Annotated in this window: 28 protein-coding genes; 23 read left to right on the top strand and 5 right to left on the bottom strand. The window is 44.8% G+C overall.

Annotation, left to right across the window (positions count from 1 at the left end; genetic code table 11):
• Nucleotides 1–20 precede the first annotated feature (20 nt).
• The 20 genes from murA (at nucleotide 21) to ACQVGS_RS02570 (ending at nucleotide 17,751) form a co-directional block, all read left to right on the top strand.
• On the top strand, nucleotides 21–1,331 hold the full coding sequence (gene murA / locus ACQVGS_RS02475; protein ID WP_024123156.1) for a UDP-N-acetylglucosamine 1-carboxyvinyltransferase: 1,311 nt from the start codon (nucleotides 21–23) through the stop codon (nucleotides 1,329–1,331).
• Between the two features lie 193 nt (nucleotides 1,332–1,524).
• Complete coding sequence (gene spoIID, locus ACQVGS_RS02480) at nucleotides 1,525–2,556, top strand: stage II sporulation protein D (protein ID WP_024123155.1); 1,032 nt, start codon at nucleotides 1,525–1,527, stop codon at nucleotides 2,554–2,556.
• 424 nt (nucleotides 2,557–2,980) lie between these two features.
• Nucleotides 2,981–3,664, top strand: coding sequence for a vWA domain-containing protein (locus ACQVGS_RS02485; protein WP_024123154.1), 684 nt, complete (start codon nucleotides 2,981–2,983; stop codon nucleotides 3,662–3,664).
• Nucleotides 3,665–3,986: 322 nt separating this feature from the next.
• A complete protein-coding gene (locus ACQVGS_RS02490) occupies nucleotides 3,987–4,661 on the top strand; it encodes a vWA domain-containing protein (RefSeq protein WP_105954140.1) in 675 nt (224 codons plus the stop codon).
• A 90-nt stretch (nucleotides 4,662–4,751) separates the two neighbouring features.
• A complete protein-coding gene (locus ACQVGS_RS02495) occupies nucleotides 4,752–4,913 on the top strand; it encodes a hypothetical protein (RefSeq protein ID WP_010332220.1) in 162 nt (53 codons plus the stop codon).
• Nucleotides 4,914–5,012: 99 nt separating this feature from the next.
• Complete coding sequence (gene fdhD, locus ACQVGS_RS02500) at nucleotides 5,013–5,819, top strand: formate dehydrogenase accessory sulfurtransferase FdhD (protein ID WP_106019713.1); 807 nt, start codon at nucleotides 5,013–5,015, stop codon at nucleotides 5,817–5,819.
• Entirely contained in the window at nucleotides 5,816–6,841 is a 1,026-nt protein-coding gene (moaA, locus tag ACQVGS_RS02505) for a GTP 3',8-cyclase MoaA (RefSeq protein ID WP_095712818.1), read from the top strand. The genes fdhD and moaA overlap by 4 nt, the downstream gene beginning before the upstream one ends.
• Before the next feature lie 203 nt (nucleotides 6,842–7,044).
• Nucleotides 7,045–8,178 carry a response regulator aspartate phosphatase gene (locus tag ACQVGS_RS02510; RefSeq protein ID WP_263463471.1) on the top strand — a complete coding sequence of 378 codons (1,134 nt, stop codon included), beginning with the start codon at nucleotides 7,045–7,047 and terminating at the stop codon, nucleotides 8,176–8,178.
• A 197-nt stretch (nucleotides 8,179–8,375) separates the two neighbouring features.
• Nucleotides 8,376–8,855: a hypothetical protein gene (locus tag ACQVGS_RS02515; RefSeq protein ID WP_024123147.1), complete on the top strand. Its 480-nt coding sequence runs from the start codon at nucleotides 8,376–8,378 to the stop codon at nucleotides 8,853–8,855.
• A 73-nt stretch (nucleotides 8,856–8,928) separates the two neighbouring features.
• Nucleotides 8,929–9,117: a stress response protein CsbD gene (csbD, locus tag ACQVGS_RS02520; protein ID WP_263463473.1), complete on the top strand. Its 189-nt coding sequence runs from the start codon at nucleotides 8,929–8,931 to the stop codon at nucleotides 9,115–9,117.
• Nucleotides 9,118–9,316: 199 nt separating this feature from the next.
• On the top strand, nucleotides 9,317–10,573 hold the full coding sequence (gene urtA / locus ACQVGS_RS02525; protein ID WP_263463474.1) for an urea ABC transporter substrate-binding protein: 1,257 nt from the start codon (nucleotides 9,317–9,319) through the stop codon (nucleotides 10,571–10,573).
• A 32-nt stretch (nucleotides 10,574–10,605) separates the two neighbouring features.
• Nucleotides 10,606–11,508 carry an urea ABC transporter permease subunit UrtB gene (gene urtB, locus ACQVGS_RS02530; RefSeq protein WP_263463475.1) on the top strand — a complete coding sequence of 301 codons (903 nt, stop codon included), beginning with the start codon at nucleotides 10,606–10,608 and terminating at the stop codon, nucleotides 11,506–11,508.
• A 10-nt stretch (nucleotides 11,509–11,518) separates the two neighbouring features.
• Nucleotides 11,519–12,589 (top strand): urea ABC transporter permease subunit UrtC, encoded by a 1,071-nt coding sequence (gene urtC / locus ACQVGS_RS02535; RefSeq protein ID WP_283912665.1) that lies wholly within the window; start codon nucleotides 11,519–11,521, stop codon nucleotides 12,587–12,589.
• Nucleotides 12,564–13,313, top strand: coding sequence for an urea ABC transporter ATP-binding protein UrtD (gene urtD, locus ACQVGS_RS02540; protein ID WP_106019708.1), 750 nt, complete (start codon nucleotides 12,564–12,566; stop codon nucleotides 13,311–13,313). Before urtC ends, urtD begins: the two co-directional genes overlap by 26 nt.
• Entirely contained in the window at nucleotides 13,310–14,011 is a 702-nt protein-coding gene (gene urtE / locus ACQVGS_RS02545; RefSeq protein ID WP_106021920.1) for an urea ABC transporter ATP-binding subunit UrtE, read from the top strand. The genes urtD and urtE overlap by 4 nt, the downstream gene beginning before the upstream one ends.
• Before the next feature lie 101 nt (nucleotides 14,012–14,112).
• Complete coding sequence (ureA, locus tag ACQVGS_RS02550) at nucleotides 14,113–14,430, top strand: urease subunit gamma (RefSeq protein WP_024123140.1); 318 nt, start codon at nucleotides 14,113–14,115, stop codon at nucleotides 14,428–14,430.
• The gene (ureB, locus tag ACQVGS_RS02555; protein ID WP_024123139.1) at nucleotides 14,427–14,801 is read left to right on the top strand and encodes an urease subunit beta; all 375 of its coding nucleotides are present in this window, start codon (nucleotides 14,427–14,429) and stop codon (nucleotides 14,799–14,801) included. The genes ureA and ureB overlap by 4 nt, the downstream gene beginning before the upstream one ends.
• The gene (gene ureC, locus ACQVGS_RS02560) at nucleotides 14,798–16,507 is read left to right on the top strand and encodes an urease subunit alpha (protein WP_106019706.1); all 1,710 of its coding nucleotides are present in this window, start codon (nucleotides 14,798–14,800) and stop codon (nucleotides 16,505–16,507) included. The genes ureB and ureC overlap by 4 nt, the downstream gene beginning before the upstream one ends.
• Nucleotides 16,508–16,640: 133 nt before the next feature.
• Nucleotides 16,641–17,042, top strand: coding sequence for an Rrf2 family transcriptional regulator (locus ACQVGS_RS02565; protein ID WP_024123137.1), 402 nt, complete (start codon nucleotides 16,641–16,643; stop codon nucleotides 17,040–17,042).
• Nucleotides 17,043–17,109: 67 nt separating this feature from the next.
• Nucleotides 17,110–17,751, top strand: coding sequence for an NAD(P)-dependent oxidoreductase (locus ACQVGS_RS02570; protein WP_106019705.1), 642 nt, complete (start codon nucleotides 17,110–17,112; stop codon nucleotides 17,749–17,751).
• 37 nt (nucleotides 17,752–17,788) lie between these two features.
• Here the strand turns inward: ACQVGS_RS02570 and ACQVGS_RS02575 are convergent, their stop codons facing one another.
• Nucleotides 17,789–18,178: a DUF5362 family protein gene (locus ACQVGS_RS02575; protein ID WP_105990821.1), complete on the bottom strand. Its 390-nt coding sequence runs from the start codon at nucleotides 18,176–18,178 to the stop codon at nucleotides 17,789–17,791.
• 271 nt (nucleotides 18,179–18,449) lie between these two features.
• A complete protein-coding gene (cls, locus tag ACQVGS_RS02580; protein WP_106019704.1) occupies nucleotides 18,450–19,898 on the bottom strand; it encodes a cardiolipin synthase in 1,449 nt (482 codons plus the stop codon).
• A 243-nt stretch (nucleotides 19,899–20,141) separates the two neighbouring features.
• Between cls and ACQVGS_RS02585 the strand changes: the two genes are divergently transcribed.
• Nucleotides 20,142–20,579, top strand: coding sequence for a DUF5392 family protein (locus ACQVGS_RS02585; RefSeq protein ID WP_024123133.1), 438 nt, complete (start codon nucleotides 20,142–20,144; stop codon nucleotides 20,577–20,579).
• A 27-nt stretch (nucleotides 20,580–20,606) separates the two neighbouring features.
• On the opposite strand, the gene ACQVGS_RS02590 is transcribed toward ACQVGS_RS02585, so the two are convergent.
• Both ACQVGS_RS02590 and ACQVGS_RS02595 read right to left on the bottom strand, forming a co-directional pair.
• A complete protein-coding gene (locus ACQVGS_RS02590; RefSeq protein WP_106019703.1) occupies nucleotides 20,607–21,125 on the bottom strand; it encodes a DUF5362 family protein in 519 nt (172 codons plus the stop codon).
• A complete protein-coding gene (locus tag ACQVGS_RS02595; RefSeq protein ID WP_044159687.1) occupies nucleotides 21,122–21,619 on the bottom strand; it encodes a GNAT family N-acetyltransferase in 498 nt (165 codons plus the stop codon). The genes ACQVGS_RS02590 and ACQVGS_RS02595 overlap by 4 nt, the downstream gene beginning before the upstream one ends.
• A gap of 134 nt (nucleotides 21,620–21,753) precedes the next feature.
• On the opposite strand from ACQVGS_RS02595, the gene spoIIQ reads away from it, so the two are divergent.
• Nucleotides 21,754–22,626 carry a stage II sporulation protein SpoIIQ gene (spoIIQ, locus tag ACQVGS_RS02600; protein WP_024123130.1) on the top strand — a complete coding sequence of 291 codons (873 nt, stop codon included), beginning with the start codon at nucleotides 21,754–21,756 and terminating at the stop codon, nucleotides 22,624–22,626.
• A 109-nt stretch (nucleotides 22,627–22,735) separates the two neighbouring features.
• Nucleotides 22,736–23,158 carry a VanZ family protein gene (locus ACQVGS_RS02605; protein WP_106019702.1) on the top strand — a complete coding sequence of 141 codons (423 nt, stop codon included), beginning with the start codon at nucleotides 22,736–22,738 and terminating at the stop codon, nucleotides 23,156–23,158.
• 36 nt (nucleotides 23,159–23,194) lie between these two features.
• Here ACQVGS_RS02605 and bcrC read toward each other — a convergent pair whose 3' ends face one another.
• Nucleotides 23,195–23,776 (bottom strand): undecaprenyl-diphosphate phosphatase BcrC, encoded by a 582-nt coding sequence (gene bcrC / locus ACQVGS_RS02610; protein ID WP_024123128.1) that lies wholly within the window; start codon nucleotides 23,774–23,776, stop codon nucleotides 23,195–23,197.
• Nucleotides 23,777–23,951: the final 175 nt, after the last annotated feature.

Genomic DNA, 23,951 nt, shown 5'->3' on the forward strand with positions numbered 1-23,951 from the left:
GGGACGCGGAGGGGAATACCTTGGAAAAAATCATCGTCCGCGGCGGTCAAAAGTTAAACGGCACAGTCAAAGTTGAAGGCGCTAAAAATGCCGTTTTACCAGTTATCGCTGCATCTTTATTAGCAAGTGAAGAAAAAAGCGTAATTTGTGATGTACCTACGCTCTCCGATGTATATACAATTAATGAAGTGTTGCGTCATTTAGGAGCAGATGTGCATTTTGAGAATAATGAAGTCACTGTAAATGCTTCATACGCTTTGCAAACTGAAGCACCTTTTGAATATGTGCGTAAAATGCGTGCGTCTGTGCTTGTCATGGGACCGCTTCTTGCGCGTACAGGTCATGCAAGAGTAGCGCTTCCGGGCGGATGCGCAATTGGATCTAGACCAATAGACCAGCATTTAAAAGGTTTTGAAGCAATGGGCGCAGAAATTAAAGTCGGTAATGGCTTCATTGAAGCTGAAGTAAAAGGCCGTCTGCAAGGCGCAAAAATCTATCTGGATTTCCCAAGTGTGGGAGCAACAGAAAACCTGATTATGGCAGCTGCTTTAGCTGAAGGGACAACAACGCTTGAGAACGTGGCGAAAGAGCCTGAAATCGTTGATTTAGCAAACTATATCAACGGCATGGGCGGAAAAATCCGCGGAGCGGGCACCGGCACCATTAAAATTGAAGGAGTCGACAAGCTTCACGGCGTAAGACACCATATTATACCTGACCGTATTGAAGCGGGCACATTCATGGTTGCCGCTGCAATCACTGAAGGAAATGTTTTAGTTAAAGGAGCGGTTCCTGAACACCTCACTTCTTTAATCGCAAAAATGGAAGAGATGGGTGTTACGATTAAGGATGAAGGAGAAGGCCTTCGTGTGATCGGTCCGAAAGAACTGAAACCGATCGACATTAAAACAATGCCTCACCCTGGATTCCCGACTGATATGCAGTCACAAATGATGGCGCTTCTGCTTCGTGCAAGCGGCACAAGCATGATTACGGAAACTGTTTTTGAAAACCGTTTTATGCATGCGGAAGAATTCCGCCGTATGAATGGTGATATCAAGATTGAAGGTCGTTCTGTGATTATTAACGGCCCTGTACAGCTTCAAGGAGCTGAAGTTGCAGCTACTGACTTGCGTGCAGGCGCAGCGTTGATTCTTGCGGGGTTAGTGGCTGAAGGTCATACACGTGTTACTGAACTGAAACACTTAGACCGCGGTTATGTTGATTTCCATCAGAAGCTTGCCGGTCTTGGCGCAGACATCGAACGTGTAAACGATGAGTCTGCTTCTGAGCAAGAAAGCAAAGAAGTTGTCTCAGACTTAAACGCATAAAGGATTGAAAATCAGTATGTCATTCTGGCATACTGGTTTTTTATTTTTAGTGTATTATCATCATTATGCGCAAAATAGTAAAAAAGAATACGTAAATGACAAATAAAGTTTCTGTCCAAAAGGAGAGTCATATTAGCTTGTCCCTGCCCATAGACTAGACTAGAGTCGAATCCCGAGCAGGAGGCAGCTGAATATGAAACAATTCGCAATCACACTATCCGTACTATGTGCATTGATTCTCTTGGTCCCCACACTCTTAGTGATCCCGTTTCAGCATAATAAAGAAGCCGGGGCCAGAGGAGAATCAGGAAAGACAGCAGTCAACACGATACAAGAATCAAAAGGAGCGGAAACATTGAAAGCATCGCCTGTTTCTATTCCAGTCTATCGAACCGCCAATCAATCCGTAGAAGATATTCCGCTTGAAGAGTATGTCATCGGAGTCGTCGCCTCCGAAATGCCGGCTACCTTTGAACCTGAAGCGCTGAAGGCTCAGGCTCTCGCCGCAAGAACGTTTATTGTCAGACTGATGGTTTCAAATTCTGCAGTAGAGGCCCCTAAAGGCTCGCTGGTGGATGATACTCAGATGTTCCAGGTGTACAAAAGCAAAGCGGAGCTGAAGAATCAGTGGGGCGCAGATTATGAAGCAAAGCTGAAAAAAATCACAGATGCGGTTGCCAGTACGCAAGGCAAAATCTTAACGTACAACAACCAGCCGATTGAAGCCTCCTTTTTCTCCACAAGCAACGGTTATACAGAAAATGCGGAAGCATATTGGACAAGTGCCATTCCTTATTTAAAAAGCGTCAAAAGCTCTTGGGATAAAAAGTCTCCGAAGTATAAGGCCACCAAAACCTTTACAGTGGCGCAATTTGAACAAAAGCTTGGCGTCCAGCTGAATGGGTCAAATACAGTCGGAAAAATTACCGGAGAGACACCGGGCCATCAGGTGGCAACAGCCGTCATTAACGGCAAGACGCTGAAAGGAAGGGACATACGCGAAAAGCTAGGCCTCAATTCAGCTGATTTTGAATGGAAACGAAACGGAGACACCATTACCATTACCACAAAAGGCTTTGGACACGGTGTGGGAATGAGCCAGTATGGAGCCAATTTTATGGCGAAAGAGGGCAAAACAGTTGATGAGATTGTGAAGTACTATTATCAAGGAACACAGGTTTCAACCGCCGATTCGTTTTTAAATAAATATATGGCGAAGAAATAAAAAGACGCTTCATAAAGCGTCTTTTTTGCCGTTTTTAAGCGTATATTCTGTTCCTTAGTCTATTTTTATGTAAGAGCGGTTAAAGACCTTCTAAAGGCCTCCTGCGTATTTTATAGCCTATATGATGATGAGGGAATCAGTTCCTTTTTCATATTTGCTGACACTGAGATTGTGGTAAAGTAATCCACATTGATCGACAGACTTCGACAGACTCATATAACGAAAGGCGAAAGGCTGACAATCATGATTTTTCATTTTGCTGTTAGGCGGAAATCACTAATAAAAACAAAGGTTTCTATGCAAAAGTAAACAGCGGCAATGGGGAAGCCCGCCCTATTTATTTCTCTGTTTTTGTCGATTACGATTAGTTATGTTCAGCGTTGAACATCTGCACGCAGAAACAAACTTGAAAAGGGGCACGAACATGAAGAAAAGATTTTCACTGATCATGATGACAGGATTGCTATTTGGACTGACGTCACCTGCTTTTGCTGCTGAAAAAACAGAACCGAAGGCTGAAGCTCCGGCAAACGTGGCGGTTTTGCTTGATGCCAGCGGAAGCATGGCGAAAAGAATAGACGGTGTATCTAAATTTAATTCAGCCAAAAAAGAAATTTCAAAGTTTGCAAGCTCACTGCCTGCGGACACTCAAGTGAAAATGAGTGTGTTTGGTTCAGAAGGAAACAATAAGAATTCCGGAAAAGTTCAATCATGCGAAGCCATTCGCAACGTATACGGCTTCCAAAGCTTTAACGAACAGAGCTTCCTCAATTCTCTTAACACAATCGGGCCGACTGGCTGGACACCGATCGCAAAAGCGCTGAACGAGGCAAAATCTTCTTTCGATCAGCTTGATGCAAAAGGAGAAAAAGTCGTTTACCTGCTAACAGACGGTGAGGAAACATGCGGCGGCAATCCGATCAAAACAGCAAAAGAACTTCATAAAGACAACATCACAGTAAATGTCATTGGATTTGACTATAAAGAAGGGTATAAAGGCCAGCTGAACGCAATTGCTAAAGTCGGCGGCGGAGAATATTTCCCTGCTTATACGCAAAAAGATGTTGAGAAAATTTTCACTCAGCAATCACTGATGTTATCTAAATAAGAAAAAAAGAGGCTGAAAGGTCAGCCTCTTTTTTGTTTTTAACAAAACGTTCAAAAGTAAGCAGCTGACCGCCTGTAGCATAGTAGCAGATTTCAGCTTTTCTCTCCTGATCACGGAGAAGAAAGAATGAATGGTGTCACATTCTTTCTATATTTTTTGGGTGAAAATGGCTAAAAAATATTGAGGTTTCCGGTGATTTTGAATAGAAAGTGAAAGGGAGATAAAAGGCAGCTTGCCCTATATCATTTTGTGGTTTCATATTCTAGCATAAAGAAGAATCCAACAAATGGTTGGAAAATATGAGAAAGAAAGGAAGTTGAACATGAAAAAATTACTGACTGCCGGTATTATTGGACTGTTGACTGTCTCCATTGCGTCACCGTCTTTTGCCGCTGAGAAAAAAGCCGACACGAATGTAGCTGTCCTGTTTGATGGAAGCGGAAGTATGGTTCAAAAAACAGGAGGAGAACGAAAGATAGACATTGCCAAAAAATCTGTAAAGTCTTTTGCCGAGCTGCTTCCTGAGGATACAAATCTGATGCTTCGCGTCTTTGGACATGCGGGAAACAATAAACTTTCCGGAAAGGCTCTTTCATGCAGCACAACAGAAACGATTTACGGCCTTCATCCATATGAAGGAACGCTCTTTGACCATTCATTAAGCGGCATCAAACCGACCGGCTGGACACCAATTGCCAAAGCGCTTTCTGATACAAGAAAAGAATTTGAAGCGTTTGATGCAGACGGGAAAAACGTGGTGTATTTAATCACTGACGGTGAAGAAACATGCGGCGGAAATCCTGCTGATGAAATTGAAAAGCTTCGTGAAGCGAATGTAGATACGATTGTAAATATTATCGGCTTCAACTTTGATGTGAAAGGAAACGCGGAAATGAAACAGGCGGCTGTTGCTGGCGGCGGAGAATATATTTCAGCTGACAGCGCGGAAGAATTCGAGCAGGCCTGGGAAAAAGAAGCACAAAAATTTACTGAGTAACCGAATGAAAAGGCGCTCCCCCAGGCGCCTTTTTCTATTGGTTTAAAAACAGGGCCGGCGGGAATGATACCCGTAAAAGGGGTGGAAAACATGAGATTGTTAGGACTGATATTTCTTATAGCCGCCGTGGTTTTCATATTGCTCGGTGTTTTTCTGAAACTGGCAGCTTTCTTTTTTGTCAGCATGCTCACTTTGATCGCAGCTCTTGTGCTGTTTATGATCCTGAAAAAGAATCAGCATAACCAAACGTAGAGTCCTTTAGAATGGGCTCTTTTTTTATAACAGGATTCGACAAAATCTGAGGAGTGTGAAAAAATATAAAGGCAGGAACATTGCGGAGGGGAAGAGACATTGAACGATAAAGTAACTGCGGTCAGGGAGATATGGCGTTATGAACAAGGGGAAATGAGCAGGCAAACCGACCGGATGGTGACAGAATATCCGTTGACGGTGATGGTGAACGGCAGTGAGTTTGTCACGCTCGTTTGCACGCCGGAGCATATCAAAGAGCTTGTCATCGGATTTCTCGCATCTGAGGGTGTTATTCGATTTCAAAAAGAGATTAAGAGGTTTACAATAGATGAAAGTCTCGGTTTTGTGTATGTCGATCTCATTTATCCTGAGACATTGAATCAACAGGAATATACGAAACGGGTGATCGGCTCGTGCTGCGGAAAGGGCCGCCATTTTTATTTTCAGCAGGATGTCAAAACCGCTAAGACGGCTGTCAGTCAAATGAAGATTTCGCCTGAAACTTGTCTGGCGCTTATGAAGGATATGCAAAAAGAAAGCGGGACGTTTCAGGAGACGGGAGGCGTACATAATGCGGCGCTTTGCGATACGGAGAAAGTGCTTTTGATGCGCACAGATATCGGCCGTCACAACGCGCTTGATAAATTATACGGACATTGTCTGCTGAATGGGATGTCTGTTCGCGATAAACTGATTGTCTTCAGCGGCAGAATCTCATCAGAAGTGCTGTTAAAAGCGGCAAAAATCGGCGTGTCGATTGTGATTTCAAAATCGGCCCCGACAGAGCTTGCGATTCAAATGGCAGAAGAATTAAATATTACAGCGATCGGTTTTGTGAGAAACGGATCTTTTAATGTATATACACATCCCGAGAGAATTGGGGGACAGGAGGGGCTGCAGCAATGAATACAGAATCTCGCCAGATGTTAGATAAAAGGAACAGACCGCTCAGAGACCTTCGCATTTCTGTTACAGACCGCTGCAACTTCCGATGCACGTACTGTATGCCAGCCGAATTATTCGGCCCGGATTATCCTTTTTTAAAGAAAGAGGAGCTGCTTTCTTTTGAGGAATTGGAACGGCTTGCGGCGCTGTTTGTCACCAGGTTCGGAGTGGAAAAAATCCGCTTGACCGGCGGAGAGCCGCTCATGAGAAAGGACATGCCCGAATTAATTAAAAAACTGGCCCGTATTCCAGGTTTACGTGATATTGCGATGACGACAAACGGGTCGCTGCTGCCTGTTTATGCCGACAAGCTCAAAGAAGCCGGTTTAAAACGGGTGACCATCAGCCTTGATTCATTAGAGGACGAACGCTTTAAAATGATCAACGGGCGAGGGGTTTCTGTCAGCAAGGTGCTTGAAGGCATTGAAGCGGCGAAACAAGCAGGGCTCGGCGTTAAAATCAACATGGTCGTCCAAAGGGGCGTCAATGAAAAAGATATCCTGCCTATGGCGCGCTATTTTAAAGAAAAAGGGCATATCTTGAGATTCATCGAATTTATGGACGTCGGCAACACCAACCAATGGGAAAAGAAAGACGTCATGACAAAGGCGGAAATCATTGATGTAATCAATGAACACATGCCGGTTGAACCGATCGCGCCTAACTATAAAGGGGAAGTTGCTTCAAGGTTTCGCTACTTGGACGGATCTGGCGAAATCGGCGTGATTTCTTCTGTATCTGATGCGTTCTGCGGCTCGTGTAACAGGGCACGCCTGTCTGCGCGCGGTGAGTTGTTTACTTGCCTGTTCGCTTCAAGCGGATATGACCTCAGAGCGCCGGTTCGGCAGGGATTAAGTGATGGCGAGCTGACAGCGATGATCGGCACAGTGTGGAAGAATCGGATAGACCAATATTCAGTTGACCGGACTCTTTCAAAAACAGCGGGCAAAAAGAAAGTGGAAATGTCTTATATTGGCGGTTAATATGATAAAAGCTTATCGGCTAAGTCCGGTAAGCTTTTTTTGTGTCAAAAACTGTAATGCGCCAAAAAGTGCAAAAAATCCAATCAGAAACCGAAAAATATAAGGATAGGCAAAAAGAAGGAATCACTGGAAGAAATTTTAATTCTAAAGCCATACAATATGATAAAATATAACCACTAGTTCATAGAAAGGGTTGGAGAGGCATGGCCGCTTACGAGATCCCGTCATCTCAAGTAGGAGTGAAAATCAATCAGTGGTATAAGCACATTTTAGCATTTCAAGTGGCTGATGCCGTTCAGCTGAAGGAAGAGATTGATCATGATATAGAACATATGGAAGAGGATCAGCTGCTTCTGTTGTACTATCAGCTGATCAGCTACCGTCATCAAATTATGCTTGATTATGTAAAGCCCGACCTGCACGAGGAATCTCAGCTCCAATATCGTGAATTGATCGAGAGGCTGGAAAGCAGCAAGGACAGCATCTCGGGATTATCTGAGTATTATTTTCATTTGTTCAGAGGGATGTATGAATTTGAACAGAACAATTATATCTCAGCCATATCTTTCTATCGGAAAGCTGAGAAAATGCTTGCGTTTGTAGAGGATGATATTGAAAGAGCGGAATTTCATTTTAAAGTAGCGGAAGTATTTTATATTATGAAGCAGACCCACTTTTCCATGAATCATGCGATACAGGCGCTTGAGACCTACAAGGCTCATGATTTTTACAGGGTCAGAAGAATTCAATGCCATTTTGTCATATCAGGGAACTATATAGACTACAGAAATTATGAAAAAGCGCTCGAGCATCTCGATGACGCTTATCGTTTGGCTTTACTGGAAGGACAGCCCCGCTTGATCGGATCAGCCCTCTACAACATGGGGAACTGTTATGATGAAAAAGGAGAACTGGACCAGGCGGCTGCATACTTTGAAAAAGCGCTTCCTGTCTTTGAGGAACACCAGCTGGAGCAGCTCCCGAAAGCGCTGTTCAGCTTAACGCGTGTACTCTTCAAAAAACAGGCTGAACAGGCGGCTATGCATTATTATGAAAAAGGGATTGCCATCGCCCGAAAACGAAACGACAGCTTCAGTCTGGAAAAATATAAATTTCTGCAGGCTCTATATGTGGAATCCGTTAATATGGATTTGATTCAAGAGGTATTTGATTATATGGAAGCCAAGTCCCTGTATGTGTATATTGAGGAATTTGCTCTGGATGCGGCTGTATATTCCAGCCTTCATGAAAACTATAAAGATGCGGTGTTTTTCTATGAAAAAGCGGTCAGCATGAGAGCGCTGATTCTGAAGGAAGACTGTTTATATCAAGTGTAAGACGAAACCATCTGATGCCGGATGGTTTTTTTTATACAAAAAAAGGGGAGCATCGGGACGTTTATTTCCGTGGAGAACAGGAAAAATCGCTACATACTGTTTTTGAACACAAACGAATGGAAGCCGCGATTTTGTGAAACAAGAAATGGCGGAGTGCATATGTGTTGTTGTTTATGACAAGCGTGAGGGGGAATTCAATGTTTGGATTTGATGATATGGTGAAGTTTCTATGGTCTTTCCTCATCGTTCTGCCGCTTGTATCTATTATACATGTTGCCGGGCACAGCTTTATGGCTTTTGTTTTTGGCGGGAAGGGTTCATTGGATATCGGGATGGGCAAAAAACTGTTCAAGATTGGGCCGATACAGGTCAGAACCATTTATTTTATGGATTCGTTTTGCCGGTACGGTGAGCTGAAGATCGACAACCGATTCTCACACGCACTTGTTTATGCCGGAGGCTGCCTGTTTAACTTAATAACCATTTTCGCAGTGAATTTGCTCATTATACACAGTGTATTGGAGCCAAATGTGTTTTTCTATCAGTTTGTCTACTTTTCTACGTATTATGTGTTTTTTGCCCTGCTGCCGGTCCGTTACTCAGAAAATAAATCATCTGACGGGCTGGCGCTCTACAAGGTGCTCCGTTACGGAGAGCGTTATGAAATCGATAAATAATATTCAAATGTTTACCGCTGCTCAGATCGGGAAGGTAACAAGTACACACATAAATGAAGGGAGAGAATTACACATGAGTAACGATAGTGTAAAAGATAAAATGAAAGGCGGCTTAAATAAAGCCAAGGGAGAAGTGAAGGATAAAGTTGGAGATATGACCGACAAAACGGATATGCAGGCTGAAGGCAAAAAAGATAAGGCAAAAGGCGAGGTCCAAAAGGGTATCGGTGAAGCGAAGGATAAATTCACAGATAAAGATTAATCAGATCGGCAAGGCAAGAAACATTGTTTCTTGCCTTTTTTTATGTGAATAAATATAACAAAAAAGACAATCGATTTGGTTAAAGTATCTAAATTTTTTAAATATTCTTTAAAGTAATGCGCCTGTTCTATATAATAAATGACATAAGTTGTTAACTTTTATGACATCAGTTGACTCAATCAGACAAAGGAGGTTCTGGATGAAAAGCAAAGGGGTTAGAATACAGGGTGTCTTTCTGATGTTTCTTATCACGATTCTTATCACGGGATGTACGGCGCCGAAGAAAGTGTCGGAAGCCAGCGGAGATGCGAAAAAAACAGTTGAAATTGACACAAGCGGGGATTCAGTGAAGGTTGGGATTCTTCACTCATTAAGCGGGACAATGGCAATCAGCGAGGTATCCGTCCATGATGCAGAGCTGCTGGCTATTCATGAAATCAACCAAAAAGGCGGCGTTCTCGGCAAAAAGCTTGAACCCGTCGTGGAGGACGGGGCTTCTGACTGGCCTGCATATGCCGAAAAAATGAGAAAGCTGCTTCAGCAGGACAAAGCGGCGGCTGTATTCGGAGGGTGGACATCAGCGAGCCGCAAGGCGATGCTCCCGGTTGTGGAGCAAAATAACGGGCTGCTGTTCTATCCGGTGCAATACGAAGGCATGGAGTCATCGCCTCATATTTTTTATACCGGAGCAACGACAAATCAGCAAATCGTGCCGGCTGTCGATTGGCTGCTGAAGAATAAAGGCAAGACATTCTTTCTGATCGGCTCGGATTATGTGTTCCCGAGAACAGCCAATAAAATCATTAAAGCGCAAGTAAAAGCTGCTGGGGGAGAAGTTGCCGGTGAAGAGTATACGCCGGTCGGCCACACGAATTACAGTACGCTGGTCAGCAAAATCAATGAAAAGCAGCCGGATGTTATTTTTAACACATTAAACGGCGACAGCAATGTGGCATTTTTTAAGCAGCTGATAGATGCGGGTGTGACAGCTGATGAAATTCCTGTCATGTCGGCGAGTGTCGCAGAGGAAGAAATTCGGGGGATCGGTCCTGATGTGCTAAAAGGGCATTATGCGGTGTGGAATTACTTCCAGACAACCAATACAAACGAAAATCAGACATTCGTGAAGAATTATAAAAAGCAGAACGGAGATAAGAGGGTGACCAGTGATCCGATTGAAGCCGGCTATAATGCGGTGTATCTCTGGGCGGCAGCCGTTGAAAAAGCCAAGTCCTTTGAGATCGATAAAGTGAAGAAAGCGGCTGACGGGATTACATTTAAGGCCCCGGGCGGCACAGTGAAAATCGATGGGGATACACAGCATCTTTACAAAACAGTTAGAATCGGGCAAATCACGGGGGATGGACAGTTTAAAGAAGTATGGAACTCAGGTGATCCGGTAAAACCTGATCCGTATTTAAAAACGTACGACTGGGCAAAGGGGTTATCTAAATAAATCAAAGCCATTTGCGGGAGAGGAGGCGGAACATGTCTGTTGTCGTGACTCAATTATTTAACGGGATCAGTCTCGGTTCTATTTTGATTCTCATTGCGATTGGATTGGCCGTTACATTCGGTTTGATGAACATTATGAATATGGCGCACGGTGAGCTGATGATGGCGGGAGCCTACACGACATATGTTATTCAGCAGCTGTTTTTAAGCTATTTGCCGGCTTCTCTCTTTTCCTATTACTTTTTTATTGCGGTCATCATGTCGTTTACAGTTGCGGCATTGCTTGGCATTGTCATTGAAAAAGTGATTATCAGACGATTATATGACCGTCCGCTCGACAGCCTTTTGGCAACATGGGGGGTAAGCTTGATCCTTCAGCAGGCGGCCAGATCGATTTTTGGCGCGCCGAATGTCGCTGTTCAGTCTCCTGAGTGGCTGTCGGGAGGAGTGACGCTGTTTTCGGTCACTTTTCCATATAAAAGGCTGTTTATTTTGGCGCTTGTTCTTTTTACGCTTGCGCTGCTGGGATTCTATTTGTTTAAAACTCCGGCGGGGCGGAGGATGCAGGCTGTTACACTGAACCGGAGTATGGCATCCTGTCTTGGTGTATCTGTGAGAAAAACAGATACATTGGCTTTTGCGCTCGGAAGCGGGCTGGCCGGTATTGCGGGGAGCTCACTCACATTGCTGGGGTCAATCGGGCCTACTCTCGGTTCGTCCTATCTGGTCGATGCTTTTATGATTGTCATTTTAGGCGGTATCGGAAAATTAAAAGGGACGATTATCGGGGCTGTGCTGGTGGGATTACTCAGTACATTTGTGGAGTATTCGGCAAGCGCCACCATAGCCAAGGTTGTGGTGTTTGCGTTTATTATTCTCTTTCTGCAATGGCGGCCTTCGGGTCTCGCAAGCGTCAGAACGAGATTACTTGATTAGGGGGTGCCGGATGAAGCAGTTTTCGCAATTCAGTCCGTATCTTGTGATGTTTGCCCTTTTTATCGCCGCTCCGTTCTTTCTTCAGGAGTTTCGATTGGGGCTGTTGGCGAAGTTTTTATGCTTTGCGATTGTAGCGGTCGGCATTTGCCTGATTTGGGGATATACAGGCATTTTGAGCTTGGGGCACGGCGTCTTTTTCGGATTGGGCGCCTATTGCATGGCGATGTATTTAAAAATAGAAGCCTCACCATCCGGTATTCCTGATTTTATGGAGTGGACGGGAGTCAGCGAACTGCCGTGGATCTGGGCTTTGTTCAGGCATCCTTTTGCTGCAATTGCGGCGGCTGTGGCTGTGCCTGTGCTACTGGCGTTTTTGCTCGGCTATTTTACGTTCCGCAACAATATAAAGGGAGTTTATTTTTCATTGATATCACAGGCAGTCGTCGTTGTGGTGGTCACACTGTTCATCGGCAGCCAGGAAATCACCGGCGGTACCAATGGACTTACCAGCTTCTATACGATTTTTCAATATTCTTTGGCTGATCCTGCGTTGAAGCGGATCCTGTATTTTACCACAGTCTTTTTTCTCGGCCTTACTGTTGTAATCGCTTTGTTTCTTACGAGAAGCCGCTTTGGCCGGCTTTTGCAGGCGGTTCAGGAAGGAGAAAACAGGGTGCGTTTTTTTGGTTATCATTCCACTGTTTTTAAAGTGTTTATTTACTGTGTGTCCGCTGCGATGGCGGGAATTGCCGGGATGCTGTTTGTGCTTCAGGACGGAATGATCTCGCCGGAAATGATGGGCATCATCCCTTCAGTGGAAATGGTGCTGTGGGTGGCGATCGGCGGCAGGCACTCCATTTTCGGAGCTGTGCTGGGCGCGCTGTTAACAAACGGCATGAAAAGCTATTTAAGCGAATATTATCCTGACATTTGGCTGTATTTCCTCGGTGCGCTGTTTATGATCGTCGTGCTTTACTTGCCAAGAGGGATTGTCGGACTGCTTGAAAAGCTTGGCACCCAGCTTTCCTTCTCTAAAAAGAAAGGAGCGGCTGCATATGAAACCGATACTTATCTGCCGTGACGTGAAGGTTCAGTTTGACGGGTTTTGGGCGCTGCAGGGGGCAGATATCAGTGTACAGGAACGTGATATTCACTTTTTGATTGGGCCGAATGGCGCCGGGAAAACAACCATGCTGGATATCATTTGCGGGAAAACAAAGCCGCATTCGGGCGAGATTGTGTTTCAGGAAACGGCTGAACTGACAAAGGTTCCGGAATATCAGATCGCCAAAATGGGCGTCGCCAGAAAGTTTCAGGCTCCGAGTGTCTTTTCGCAGCTGACCGTGTTTGAAAATATAGAACTTGCCATGAAGCAGAAAAAAACGATTCTCTCTCTGCTGATGGCGCGTATGACAAGAGAGCAGCGTGGCAGGGTGATAGACATCCTGAAGCTGATCGGGTTAGAAGAGAAGCGGGATGCAGAAGCCGGCAACCTGTCACACGGGCAGAAACAATGGCTCGAAATCGGCATGCAGCTCGCCATGGAGCCGAAGCTTTTGCTGCTGGATGAACCGATCGCCGGTATGACGGGAAAAGAGCGTGATAAAACCGGGGCTCTCCTTGAGGAGATTGCCAAAACGTGTTCCGTTTTAATTGTGGAGCACGATATGGAATTTGTCCGCTCGTTTTCCAAAAAAGTCACGGTGATGCATGAAGGGAGAGTGCTTTGTGAAGGATCGATGGATGAGATTACAAGCAATGAAGAGGTGGCAGCGGTGTATTTAGGAAGGAGCGGAGCGTCATGATAGCGGTCAGTAATGTGACATCCGGTTACGATCAATCCATGGTTTTGCATAACCTCAGCATGGAGGTCCGCCCCGGGCAGATCGTCGCTGTATTAGGCCGAAACGGAGTCGGCAAATCCACTTTGCTGAAAACGATCATCGGCCTGATCCCGGCCAAACAGGGACAGATCCGTTTTCATCAAACGTTTGTTCAAAACGAAAAGACGGAAAAACGGGCAAGAGCTGGAATTGCGTACGTGCCCCAGGGGAGAGACATCTTCCCCGCTTTAACCGTTCGCGACAATCTTTTGCTCGGAGAAGAATCGCTTCCTAAGAAGGAGCGGAGAGGGCGGATCAAGGAAGAGATTTTTCAGTGGTTTCCTGTTTTGAAGGACATGCTCGACCGGAAAGGCGGCGATTTAAGCGGAGGACAGCAGCAGCAGCTTGCGATTGCCAGAGCGTTGATGGGAAATCCAAAAATTATTTTACTTGATGAACCAATGGAAGGAATTCAGCCCTCAATCGTGGAATTGATTCAAAAAGTCATCTTAGAAATTTCCAGAAAAGAAGAGACTGCAATTGTTTTGGTGGAACACAGCTTAGAGAACGCCTTAACGTGCGCTGATTATCTTTACGTCATGGACAGGGGAACGGTCGTCGCTCACGGAAAGGCTGACGATGAAACGGCTCGCCGTTTTGAAAGGCATCTCACCGTATAATCAGCATCCTGAGAAAGGGAGGTGATGGCCCGCCTGCATCGTTCCGGAGATTCATGTAACGCAATCCGCTTTATGAATGACGATAATAAGGAGGACCTAAGATGAAACTGACACCGGTTGAACAAGAGAAATTGCTCATTTTTGCAGCGGGAGAATTAGCCAAGCAGCGAAAGGCGCGCGGCGTTCTGCTGAACTATCCCGAGGCTGCCGCTTATCTCACCTGTTTTATCATGGAAGGCGCGCGTGACGGAAAGGGAGTGGCGGAGCTGATGGAAGCCGGCCGCCATGTATTGACTGAAAAAGATGTCATGGAGGGCGTGCCTGAGATGCTGGACAGCATTCAGGTGGAAGCTACATTCCCTGACGGAGTGAAGCTTGTCACAGTACACCAGCCGATTTCTGCGGAGGTGAAGTCATGAAGCCGGGAGCATTTCAGATTGCTGAAGGGACCATTACGATTAACGAAGGCCGCCAGACACGGGAGATAGCGGTGAAAAACACCGGATCACGTTCCATTCAGGTCGGTTCACATTTTCATTTTGCGGAAGCCAATGGTGCGCTATCGTTTGACCGCGAACAAGCCATCGGCATGCGTATCGACATTCCGTCAGGCACATCGGTCCGTTTTGAGCCAGGTGAGGAGAAAACGGTCACGCTTGTTGAATTCAGCGGACGAAAAACAGTAAGAGGACTGAACGGAATGGCCGATACGTATATCGATGAACGCGGGAAAGAAAAAACGTTAGCCAACTTAAAGAAAGCCGGCTGGATGGAGGGTGTGATTCGATGAAAATGTCACGGGAGCAATACGCGGAGCTGTTTGGTCCGACAACGGGCGATAAAATCAGATTGGGCGATACGGACTTATGGATCGAAGTCGAAAAGGACTTCACTGTTTATGGTGAAGAAATGATCTTTGGAGGCGGAAAAACGATCCGTGACGGCATGGGCCAAAACGGCAGCATCACAGGAAAAGACGGCGCTTTGGATTTGGTGATCACCAACGTCGTGTTATTGGATTACACAGGCATTGTTAAAGCGGATGTCGGTGTAAAGGACGGCAGGATTGTGGGTGTCGGAAAAAGCGGCAACCCCGATATCATGGACGGGGTCGATCCGCATATGGTCATTGGTGCGGGTACAGAGGTGATCTCCGGTGAAGGCAAAATTTTAACGGCTGGAGGAGTGGATACGCACATTCACTTTATTTGTCCTCAGCAGATGGAAGTTGCGCTTTCTTCAGGAGTCACGACTCTTCTTGGAGGCGGAACGGGACCTGCTACAGGAAGCAAAGCGACAACATGTACGTCAGGTGCATGGTATATGGCAAGGATGCTGGAAGCGGCCGAGGAATTCCCGATCAATGTCGGCTTCTTAGGAAAAGGGAACGCATCCGATAAAGCGCCGCTGATCGAACAGGTGGAAGCCGGCGCCATCGGCCTGAAGCTTCATGAAGACTGGGGCACGACGCCAAGCGCTATCAAAACGTGTATGGAAGTTGTGGATGAAGCCGATATTCAAGTCGCAATCCATACGGATACGATCAATGAAGCGGGCTTCCTGGAAAACACGCTTGACGCAATCGGAGACCGGGTGATTCATACATATCACATTGAAGGAGCAGGCGGGGGCCATGCTCCGGATATTATGAAGCTCGCCTCTTACGCGAACATTCTGCCGTCATCCACAACGCCGACAATTCCTTACACCGTCAATACGATGGATGAGCACCTTGACATGATGATGGTCTGTCACCATTTAGATGCGAAGGTGCCCGAGGACGTGGCGTTCAGCCATTCCAGAATCAGGGCTGCGACGATTGCGGCAGAGGACATTCTCCATGATATCGGCGCGATCAGCATGACATCATCGGATTCCCAAGCGATGGGACGTGTTGGCGAAGTCATTATCCGCACTTGGCAGGTGGCTGACAAAATGAAAAAACAGCGCGGCGCTCTCACTGGAGAAAACGGAAATGATAACGTACGTGCGAAACGCTACATTGCCAAATATACGATTAATCCGGCAATTACTCACGGCCTCAGCCATGAAGTCGGTTCTGTAGAAAAAGGAAAGCTCGCTGACCTTGTCCTGTGGGATCCTGTATTTTTCGGCGTGAAACCGGAATTGGTCTTAAAGGGCGGCATGATAGCACGCGCGCAAATGGGGGATCCAAACGCGTCTATCCCGACTCCGGAGCCTGTGTTCATGCGCCAAATGTATGCTTCGTATGGTAAAGCCAACCGCTCAACCTCCATTACGTTTATGTCCCAGGCGGGCATTGAAAGGGGTGTGGCGGAAAGGTTAGGGCTGGAAAAAAGAATTTCTCCTGTGAAAAACATCCGCAAGCTGAGCAAGCTGGATATGAAATTAAACGCTGCTTTGCCGAAGATTGAAGTCGATCCGAAAACGTATCAGGTCTTTGCTGACGGAGAAGAATTATCCTGCCAGCCTGTCGATTATGTTCCGCTGGGACAGCGATATTTCTTATTCTGACAAGACACGGCCGGAGTGCATCCGGCCGTTTTATTGACTAAACGGATGCGCAAGAAGCGCAAATTTAGTGTATATTATATGTTGACAAACGAATTAAATGTAACTATTATAGTTACAACGGTGGTGAAAAAACATGATTAACAGCCGTCTTGCTGTCGCCATTCATATTTTATCTCTCATTTCGATGGATGAAAAAGCGTCTTCGGAAATCATCGCTGACAGTGTCAACACCAACCCGGTTGTTGTAAGAAGGATGATCAGCCTGCTGAAAAAGGGCGATATTCTCACATCACGCGCCGGGGTGCCGGGCGCGAGCCTCAAAAAAGATCCGGCTGATATTTCTCTTTTAGAAGTATATCGTGCTGTTCAAAACCAAGAGGAACTATTTGCGGTTCATGAAAACCCGAACCCGAAGTGTCCGGTAGGCAAAAAAATTCAGTGCGCGCTGGATGAGACATTTGAAAGTGTGCAAAAAGCGATGGAAAATGAGCTGGCAAGCAAGTCATTAAAAGATGTAATGAATCATCTCTTTTGATCAAAAGGGATGACTTCTCACCACTAACGTGTAACTAAAATTGTTACAAATAAGGAGGAAATCAAAAATGAAAATAGGAATTATCGGTGCAAGCGGAAAAGCGGGAAGTCTGGTTTTGAAAGAAGCGAAGGAAAGAGGTCACGAGGTAACTGCCATTGTCCGAAATGCATCTAAAGTGCAGGATCAGGATACAGCGATTTTGGAGAAAGATGTTTTTGAACTGACGGCAGAAGATCTCAAGCCTTTCGATGCACTCGTTAACGCTTTTGGAGCTGCGCCTGGCCAGGAACATCTTCATGTTGAAGCAGGCAGAACATTAATCAGCCTGCTAAAGGATGCAAAACATACAAGATTGTTTGTCGTCGGCGGAGCGGGAAGCCTGTTTGTTGATGAAGCCAAAACAACACGTTTAATGGATACACCGGAATTCCCAAAAGAATATCTTCCGACTGCATCAAATCAAGGAGAGAACTTGAAAGACCTGCAAAAGGCAGACTTTATTTCCTGGACGTTCCTCAGCCCGGCGGCGTTTTTTGATCCGGCAGGAAAGCGGACGGGATCTTACCAAAAAGGAAAAGACAATGTGATCGTAAACGCAAAAGGCGACAGTTATATCAGCTATGCCGATTATGCGATCGCTGTTTTGGATGAGCTTGAACATCCGTCACACAAAAATGAACGCTTCACAGTAGTAAGCGAAGCGGAATAACAAGAAAAAACCCGGAGGATGCTCCGGGTTTTTCTAATTAATAGGTGCTGTACGTATCATAATCGCTGAATATGCCGTCGGCAATTCCAAGCATTAGAAAGATGAAGAATGCGATGATCGCCAGAATCGATACAGCGATGCTCACGATTAAATAAATCCCTTGCATCTTTACAAATTTCGCATAGTTCTCCAGCATTAAATCCTCAGATTGCCCGCTATGCTTTTCAGCCATTAAGCCAGCTTCTTTTGCTGACCGCATCAAAAAGATGCCTGCAATGATTTGCAGTACGCCCGGCACTGCGCCGATAAGAAAAAAGAACGCGCCTGAAAGCGCAGTAAAAGCGCCCATAATAATAAATAAAATGCCTGTTGCTTTTCCCCATTTTGAAATACTGATGAGGGTTTTGTTGACCGTTTCCGGATTCATTGACACGGGTCCCCTTTACAAAAAAATACTCACTTTTCTTTTATACACTATTTGTGAGAAGTTTTGTATAAAGAAATAAAAATAGTGAATTGATTTTGCTGCGGCGTGAATGGAGTTTGGCCTGACGCTGTTGATCAATTACGTGATCATATTAGTGATTTTTTTATTATGATTGCACGCTATATGGAAAGGCCACGCGCGTTTATACGGGATGCGTGATGATGCCATGCTGAAAAACCCCGGCCATAAAGGCCGGGGGGATTGGCACATCTTATAAAATCGGCGACAATAGCCGTGACACGGATTCCTTGATGCGGATCCATAATGACCGCTGCTGATATTCCTCGTAGGTGTATTTTCTGGATACGAGCAAATCTTCTTTAAATGTAGAAACCAGTTTTTTGGCAATGTTGATATCATAAATAAATGCATTAACCTCAAAATTCAGCCTGAAGCTTCGGACGTCAATATTCGCTGTACCGACCGATGCAATTTCGTCATCTACAACAATTGTTTTCGCATGGATAAATCCATTATCGTAAATATAGACGGTGGCTCCGGCTTTTAAAAGATCCCCGATATACGAAAGCGTGGCCCAGTATACAAAAGCATGATCAGGCTTGTTCGGTATCATAATGTTGACATCAATGCCTGACAGGCACGCGATCCTCAATGCATCCAGCAGGCTTGCGTCCGGAATAAAATAAGGTGTTTGTATCAAAATGTTCCGCTTGGCGTTTGAAATCATTTTGATGTAGCCATTTTTAATTTGTTCCCATTCGGAATCGGGCCCGCTCGTAACAATCTGCATCCCGACGTTTCCCTTTGGGTTGCAATCGGGAAAGTGGTTCGGGATATAGGTGAGCGTATGATGATGTGAAGCTTGGTTCCAGTCAAGGATGAATCGTGTCTGAATGGCGTGAACGGCCGTTCCCTGCAATCGAATATGGGTATCGCGCCAATAGCCGAACTTCGGATTGAGCCCGAGATATTCATCCCCGACATTAAACCCTCCGACATAACCGGTTATGCCGTCTATGATAACAAGCTTTCGGTGGTTGCGGTAATTCAGCCGAAGGTTAATCGGCCTGAGCTTTGAAGGGAAAAAGACCTCCACATGCCCGCCGGCCTCACGCAGTTCTTTAAAAAACTTTTTGCGCAGCGTTCTGGACCCGAGCTCATCATACAAAACCCTGACCTGAACACCTTCTTTCGCTTTTTGAATGAGGGCGTCCCGCAATTTTTTTCCTAATTCATCACCTTTGTAAATATAATATTGTAGATGGATATGATCCTTTGCCTTTGATATGTCATGTAAAAGCCGCTGAAACTTATCACGTCCGTCTGTTATGACATCAACTGAATTATCCTCTGTAAAGACAGCGTGATTATTCATGATGAGCATATATATTAAATCCTTATTATCAAAGGTTGCCCGGTTGTTGAACTGAAATTGCCTGTTTTCTAATTCTTCAAGCTGATGCTGCAGCAGCTTTTCGATGCCGATTTTCTTGCGATCCTCCCATTGAAACAAATGCTTGCGTCTGAGATTATGACCGAATAATAGGTATAAAATAAAGCCTAAAACGGGAATAAAGAAAAGAACAAGCAGCCAAGCCCATGATGCACTGGCATCGCGCCGTTCTTTGAATATGACAATGATGGCCAAAAGAATATTCAAAATGAAAAAAAGTGACAAAAGGATGGAAGAAATACTCACTTTGTAACCCCGCTAATTCATATTTATCAAGAAGATTGCCATTAGTATTCCATGAATAACAGCAATCTGATTCCCATTACAAATTATAACACTGACTTTTTAAAAGAATAAAGTGTGTTGATCCAGATTCTTCGCGAAAAACACGGGCAGATTTCTTTAAAACCAGCTTGCACCTGCGTTAAAATAAACTCATATGATAACGTTCGTGAAGCCTTGCAAAATCAAATAAAGGGGGAGAATTACATGAACTTTTACAGAATTGAACAAATGCCGGGGTTCATTAAAACAGAAATGCAAAAAATTCAAAAGGCTGTACAGCCTTTAATGAAGAAAACTGTCATCTACCGTTTTCTTGCTGTTCCGCTTGCTGCATTCTCTCTCTTTAATTTGGCTGCTTTCCTTTTTCATGCTTCAGCAGACAGAGAGTCTCTGATCAGCGCCGGACTTTTTGCGCTTCTTGCTGCACTTGGATTAGCATTTTTTAAAGAAGCGGGCTATCAGCATAAACAAATTCAAAAGACCGTTCATATCTATATGCTGAACAGAATTAAAAAGAGCGAAATTCTTTCAGAAGAGCGCAAAAACACGTATACGCGCCAGATCAAGGAAGAACCGTTTGCGATGCGGAGCTTTGTTGAGTTTTTGACTGAAGAAGACAGACGCAAGAAAATGCTGTATTAAAAAAGAGCTGACATGGGTCAGCTCTTTTTATTCAAATACGGGCTCATCTTCATAATAATAGGAATCCGGGTCTTCATACGTATCCATATCCTCAAAAGCGGCGATGCCGACAAATACGAGGAAGAAAATGAGCAAAATGATTCCGATAAGGCCTGCGGCGATACTTGATGCAGCGTAGAATAATTGCATTTTAATAAATTTTCCGTAGTTCTCCAGCATGCTTTCACCCGCACTGCCGGTCAGATTTCCGCTCGTCTCTTTTGCTGATTTTGCTGACCGCATCAGAAATACGCCTGAAATAATGAGCAGAACGCCTGGAATAGCGCCTATGACTGTCATTAAAGCCGACAGGGCAGCCAGCGCGCCCATGACAATCAAAAGAATTCCTGTTATTTTGCCCCACTTTGCAATGTCTGAAAGCGATTTGACAGCAGCAGCGCTCAGCTCACGTTTTTCGCCCGCTGTGCTGCCGTTCTCCTGCTCAATCACGCTGTTTTCTTCGTGATGAGTTTCAATATGGTTTTCATCTTTATCAAGACTAATCATGATAGCTCTCTCCCTAATATTTTTAAGTCATATCGCTTGCCGTCCATTTCGGCAATGCCGGGGAATAACCCCCATTCCTTGAAACCGTGCTTTTCAAACAGCTTCAGGCTAGGCTTGTTATGTCCGAAAATGAAGGCCATAAGCGAGCGGATGCCAAGCTCCGGCGCGATGCGGAGCGCTTCCTGAAGCAAATGCGTTCCGGCGCCTTTGCCGCGGCATGATTCATGAATGTATATGCTGATCTCGGCTGTTTTATTATAAGCAGGCCTGCCGTAAAATCTTTCGAAGCTGATCCAGGCAGCCACGTCCCCGCTTTCATCCTCAGCAACATACAGCGGCCGTTCGTCTGTATGTCCCAAAAACCATGCCATCCGGTCTTCCGGAGTTACCGGTTCAGTATCGGCTGTTACCATTCGCGAGGCAATCGTAGAGTTATAAATCGCTACAACCGCTTCTATATCCTTTTTTTCAGCAAGACGTAATGTTAAGTTCATACGTATCTTGTTCTCCTCTCAAAAAAATTACATATTTTCTTATCAGCCTGCACAAACTATATCTAAAAAAGTTTTTTATATCGATGTATATATTTTCAGAAAAGTGTTCAGAATGTTGCTGAGGTGATGAAACAATGAGAGAGGAAGAAAAGAAAACTTCTCAAGTCAAAAAACTTCAGCAGTTTTTTCGTAAACGCTGGGTGTTCCCTGCAATTTACTTAGTCAGTGCGGCCGTCATTTTAACAGCTGTCCTTTGGTATCAATCTGTATCAAATGATGAGGTAAAGGATCAGTTAGCTGATAACGGCGGAAGCTCCGCGTATGACAACAACGACGATGCAGTTGAAGTAGGAAAGTCTATGGAAAATGTCGCAATGCCGGTTGTTGATTCTGAAAACGTTTCTGTTGTGAAAAAGTTCTATGAAACTGATGCCGCAAAAGAAGAAAAAGAAGCAGCACTCGTTACCTATAATAACACGTACAGCCTAAGCAAAGGAATTGACTTAGCTGAGAAAGACGGAAAAGATTTCGATGTTTCTGCTTCTCTAAGCGGTACGGTTGTCAAAGCTGAAAAAGATCCAGTGCTGGGATATGTTGTGGAAATCGAACATGCTGATGGGTTATCTACTGTGTATCAATCACTTTCTGAAGTAGGTGTTGAGCAAGGCGACAAGGTGAAGCAAAACCAGGTCATCGGAAAGTCTGGCAAGAACCTTTACAGCGAAGAAAGCGGCAACCACGTACACTTTGAAATCCGTAAAGACGGAGTTGCTATGAACCCGCTGAACTTTATGGACAAGCCGGTTTCTTCTATTGAAAAAGCGGCAGCTGCAGAAGAAAAAGCTGCAACTGAGGAAACAGAAGAATCCATTCAGCAATCATCAGAAAAAAAGGATGGTTCGACTGAAAAAGGAACTGACGAAAAATCCGAGGACAAAACGGATGATTCAACTGACAAATCAGGTTCCAAAGAAAGCAGCACAACAGAAGGCACTGAACAGTCCTAATGAAGAAAACGTCTATCGGTGTGATAGGCGTTTTTTTGTTACTTTTTGTTTCACTGTGCCGTCTATGTATTTACATGCACAAGATGCCGCTGGAAAGGAGGCTGTTTTTATGCATCGTCTATTACTCGCAGGCTGGATCTTCTTCATTTTACTCTCTGTCTGTACAGAAAGCTTCAGTGATATGGTGATGTCGCAGACAGTGGCATTTCACTTTCATCCGCATCCTGATCTAAACCGATTTTTAGACATGGATTTTACTCAGCTGACCACGCCTGTAGCTGTGATTCAAAAAATCGGGCACGCGTTTTCTTTTTTCGTGCTGACATATTTGCTCTGGAAGCAATGGAGCCGTATAAAATGGGCCTCGGCCGGAGCATTCGTGTTTGCCGTTTTTACGGAAATCATTCAGCTTTTCTTCAGCAGAAACGGCTGTATCCGGGATGTGCTCATTGACAGTGTTGGGATTGCTCTGTTTCTTGGATTATTTGTTATCGCAAAGCGGAAAAAACATGAGGTGTATGAAAAATATTAAAGCCGGCGCTCTGCATTCAGAGGCCGGCTTTTTTGCTTAGAAATTTTGATCGGTTGGTTTTTTCGTAATCTTGTTGATAATCGCTTCATAGATTCGAACGATGAAATCAACGAACGGGCGAAGAAGATCTGAAAATCTAAAGAATAGGAACCCGATAATGATCGCGACAACAAGACTGCCCAACACATCTACAGGATAGTGATGTCCCACCCAAATTCGTGAAAAACCGGTCAAAAGCCCGAAGATGACGAGCGGCCAGCCGATTTTACGGTTTCTGAAAAGCATTGCAATCGAAATAGCTAGCGCTCCCGTTGTGTGGTCACTCGGAAAAGAAGCATCTGCATCGTGCGGAATCAGCGTATGCACTGTGTGAGCGACGAAAGGGCGTGGTTCAACATAAACTTGTGTAATCAAGAAATTAATCACAAGACCCGCAATTCCTGTAATTCCTGCGTAAAGCACGTTCTTTCTGCTTTGTGTGTTCCCGAACAGCCACATCACCAATAAGATAAGCGCATAGGCAACGATCGCGTATTCCGTTATGAAAACCATAATGGAATCGAGAACAGAATTGTGATGAGATAATCCATGGATAGCTTTAAATATTTCGTAATTCAAATAATCACCTTTTACATTTTTATATTAAGTAGACTCATCTTACTCAGAAAAAGTTTCAAATAAAAATAGAGATTGTCTGAAATCATGGTGCTTGAAGAGGATTCGAATGGGTACCGCGGTTTCTGGGGGTTTTTTCTGTTCGCAAAAAAAGAGATCCGGAGTGTCCGAATCTCTT

This window comes from Bacillus sp. SD127 (assembly GCF_058566445.1).

Coding starts and splice junctions, on each gene's coding strand:
- ACQVGS_RS02575 (WP_105990821.1), bottom strand. CDS start 18,178: ATGAATCCGGAAACGGTCAACAAAACCCTCATCAGTATTTCAAAATGG.
- ACQVGS_RS02565 (WP_024123137.1), top strand. CDS start 16,641: ATGATTAACAGCCGTCTTGCTGTCGCCATTCATATTTTATCTCTCATT.
- ACQVGS_RS02490 (WP_105954140.1), top strand. CDS start 3,987: ATGAAAAAATTACTGACTGCCGGTATTATTGGACTGTTGACTGTCTCC.
- ACQVGS_RS02495 (WP_010332220.1), top strand. CDS start 4,752: ATGAGATTGTTAGGACTGATATTTCTTATAGCCGCCGTGGTTTTCATA.
- ureA (WP_024123140.1), top strand. CDS start 14,113: ATGAAACTGACACCGGTTGAACAAGAGAAATTGCTCATTTTTGCAGCG.
- ACQVGS_RS02590 (WP_106019703.1), bottom strand. CDS start 21,125: ATGATTAGTCTTGATAAAGATGAAAACCATATTGAAACTCATCACGAA.
- ureB (WP_024123139.1), top strand. CDS start 14,427: ATGAAGCCGGGAGCATTTCAGATTGCTGAAGGGACCATTACGATTAAC.
- ACQVGS_RS02585 (WP_024123133.1), top strand. CDS start 20,142: ATGAACTTTTACAGAATTGAACAAATGCCGGGGTTCATTAAAACAGAA.
- urtB (WP_263463475.1), top strand. CDS start 10,606: ATGTCTGTTGTCGTGACTCAATTATTTAACGGGATCAGTCTCGGTTCT.
- urtD (WP_106019708.1), top strand. CDS start 12,564: ATGAAACCGATACTTATCTGCCGTGACGTGAAGGTTCAGTTTGACGGG.
- moaA (WP_095712818.1), top strand. CDS start 5,816: ATGAATACAGAATCTCGCCAGATGTTAGATAAAAGGAACAGACCGCTC.
- ACQVGS_RS02605 (WP_106019702.1), top strand. CDS start 22,736: ATGCATCGTCTATTACTCGCAGGCTGGATCTTCTTCATTTTACTCTCT.
- ACQVGS_RS02570 (WP_106019705.1), top strand. CDS start 17,110: ATGAAAATAGGAATTATCGGTGCAAGCGGAAAAGCGGGAAGTCTGGTT.
- spoIID (WP_024123155.1), top strand. CDS start 1,525: ATGAAACAATTCGCAATCACACTATCCGTACTATGTGCATTGATTCTC.
- urtE (WP_106021920.1), top strand. CDS start 13,310: ATGATAGCGGTCAGTAATGTGACATCCGGTTACGATCAATCCATGGTT.
- ureC (WP_106019706.1), top strand. CDS start 14,798: ATGAAAATGTCACGGGAGCAATACGCGGAGCTGTTTGGTCCGACAACG.
- ACQVGS_RS02510 (WP_263463471.1), top strand. CDS start 7,045: ATGGCCGCTTACGAGATCCCGTCATCTCAAGTAGGAGTGAAAATCAAT.
- urtA (WP_263463474.1), top strand. CDS start 9,317: ATGAAAAGCAAAGGGGTTAGAATACAGGGTGTCTTTCTGATGTTTCTT.
- ACQVGS_RS02595 (WP_044159687.1), bottom strand. CDS start 21,619: ATGAACTTAACATTACGTCTTGCTGAAAAAAAGGATATAGAAGCGGTT.
- ACQVGS_RS02515 (WP_024123147.1), top strand. CDS start 8,376: ATGTTTGGATTTGATGATATGGTGAAGTTTCTATGGTCTTTCCTCATC.
- spoIIQ (WP_024123130.1), top strand. CDS start 21,754: ATGAGAGAGGAAGAAAAGAAAACTTCTCAAGTCAAAAAACTTCAGCAG.
- ACQVGS_RS02485 (WP_024123154.1), top strand. CDS start 2,981: ATGAAGAAAAGATTTTCACTGATCATGATGACAGGATTGCTATTTGGA.
- csbD (WP_263463473.1), top strand. CDS start 8,929: ATGAGTAACGATAGTGTAAAAGATAAAATGAAAGGCGGCTTAAATAAA.
- urtC (WP_283912665.1), top strand. CDS start 11,519: ATGAAGCAGTTTTCGCAATTCAGTCCGTATCTTGTGATGTTTGCCCTT.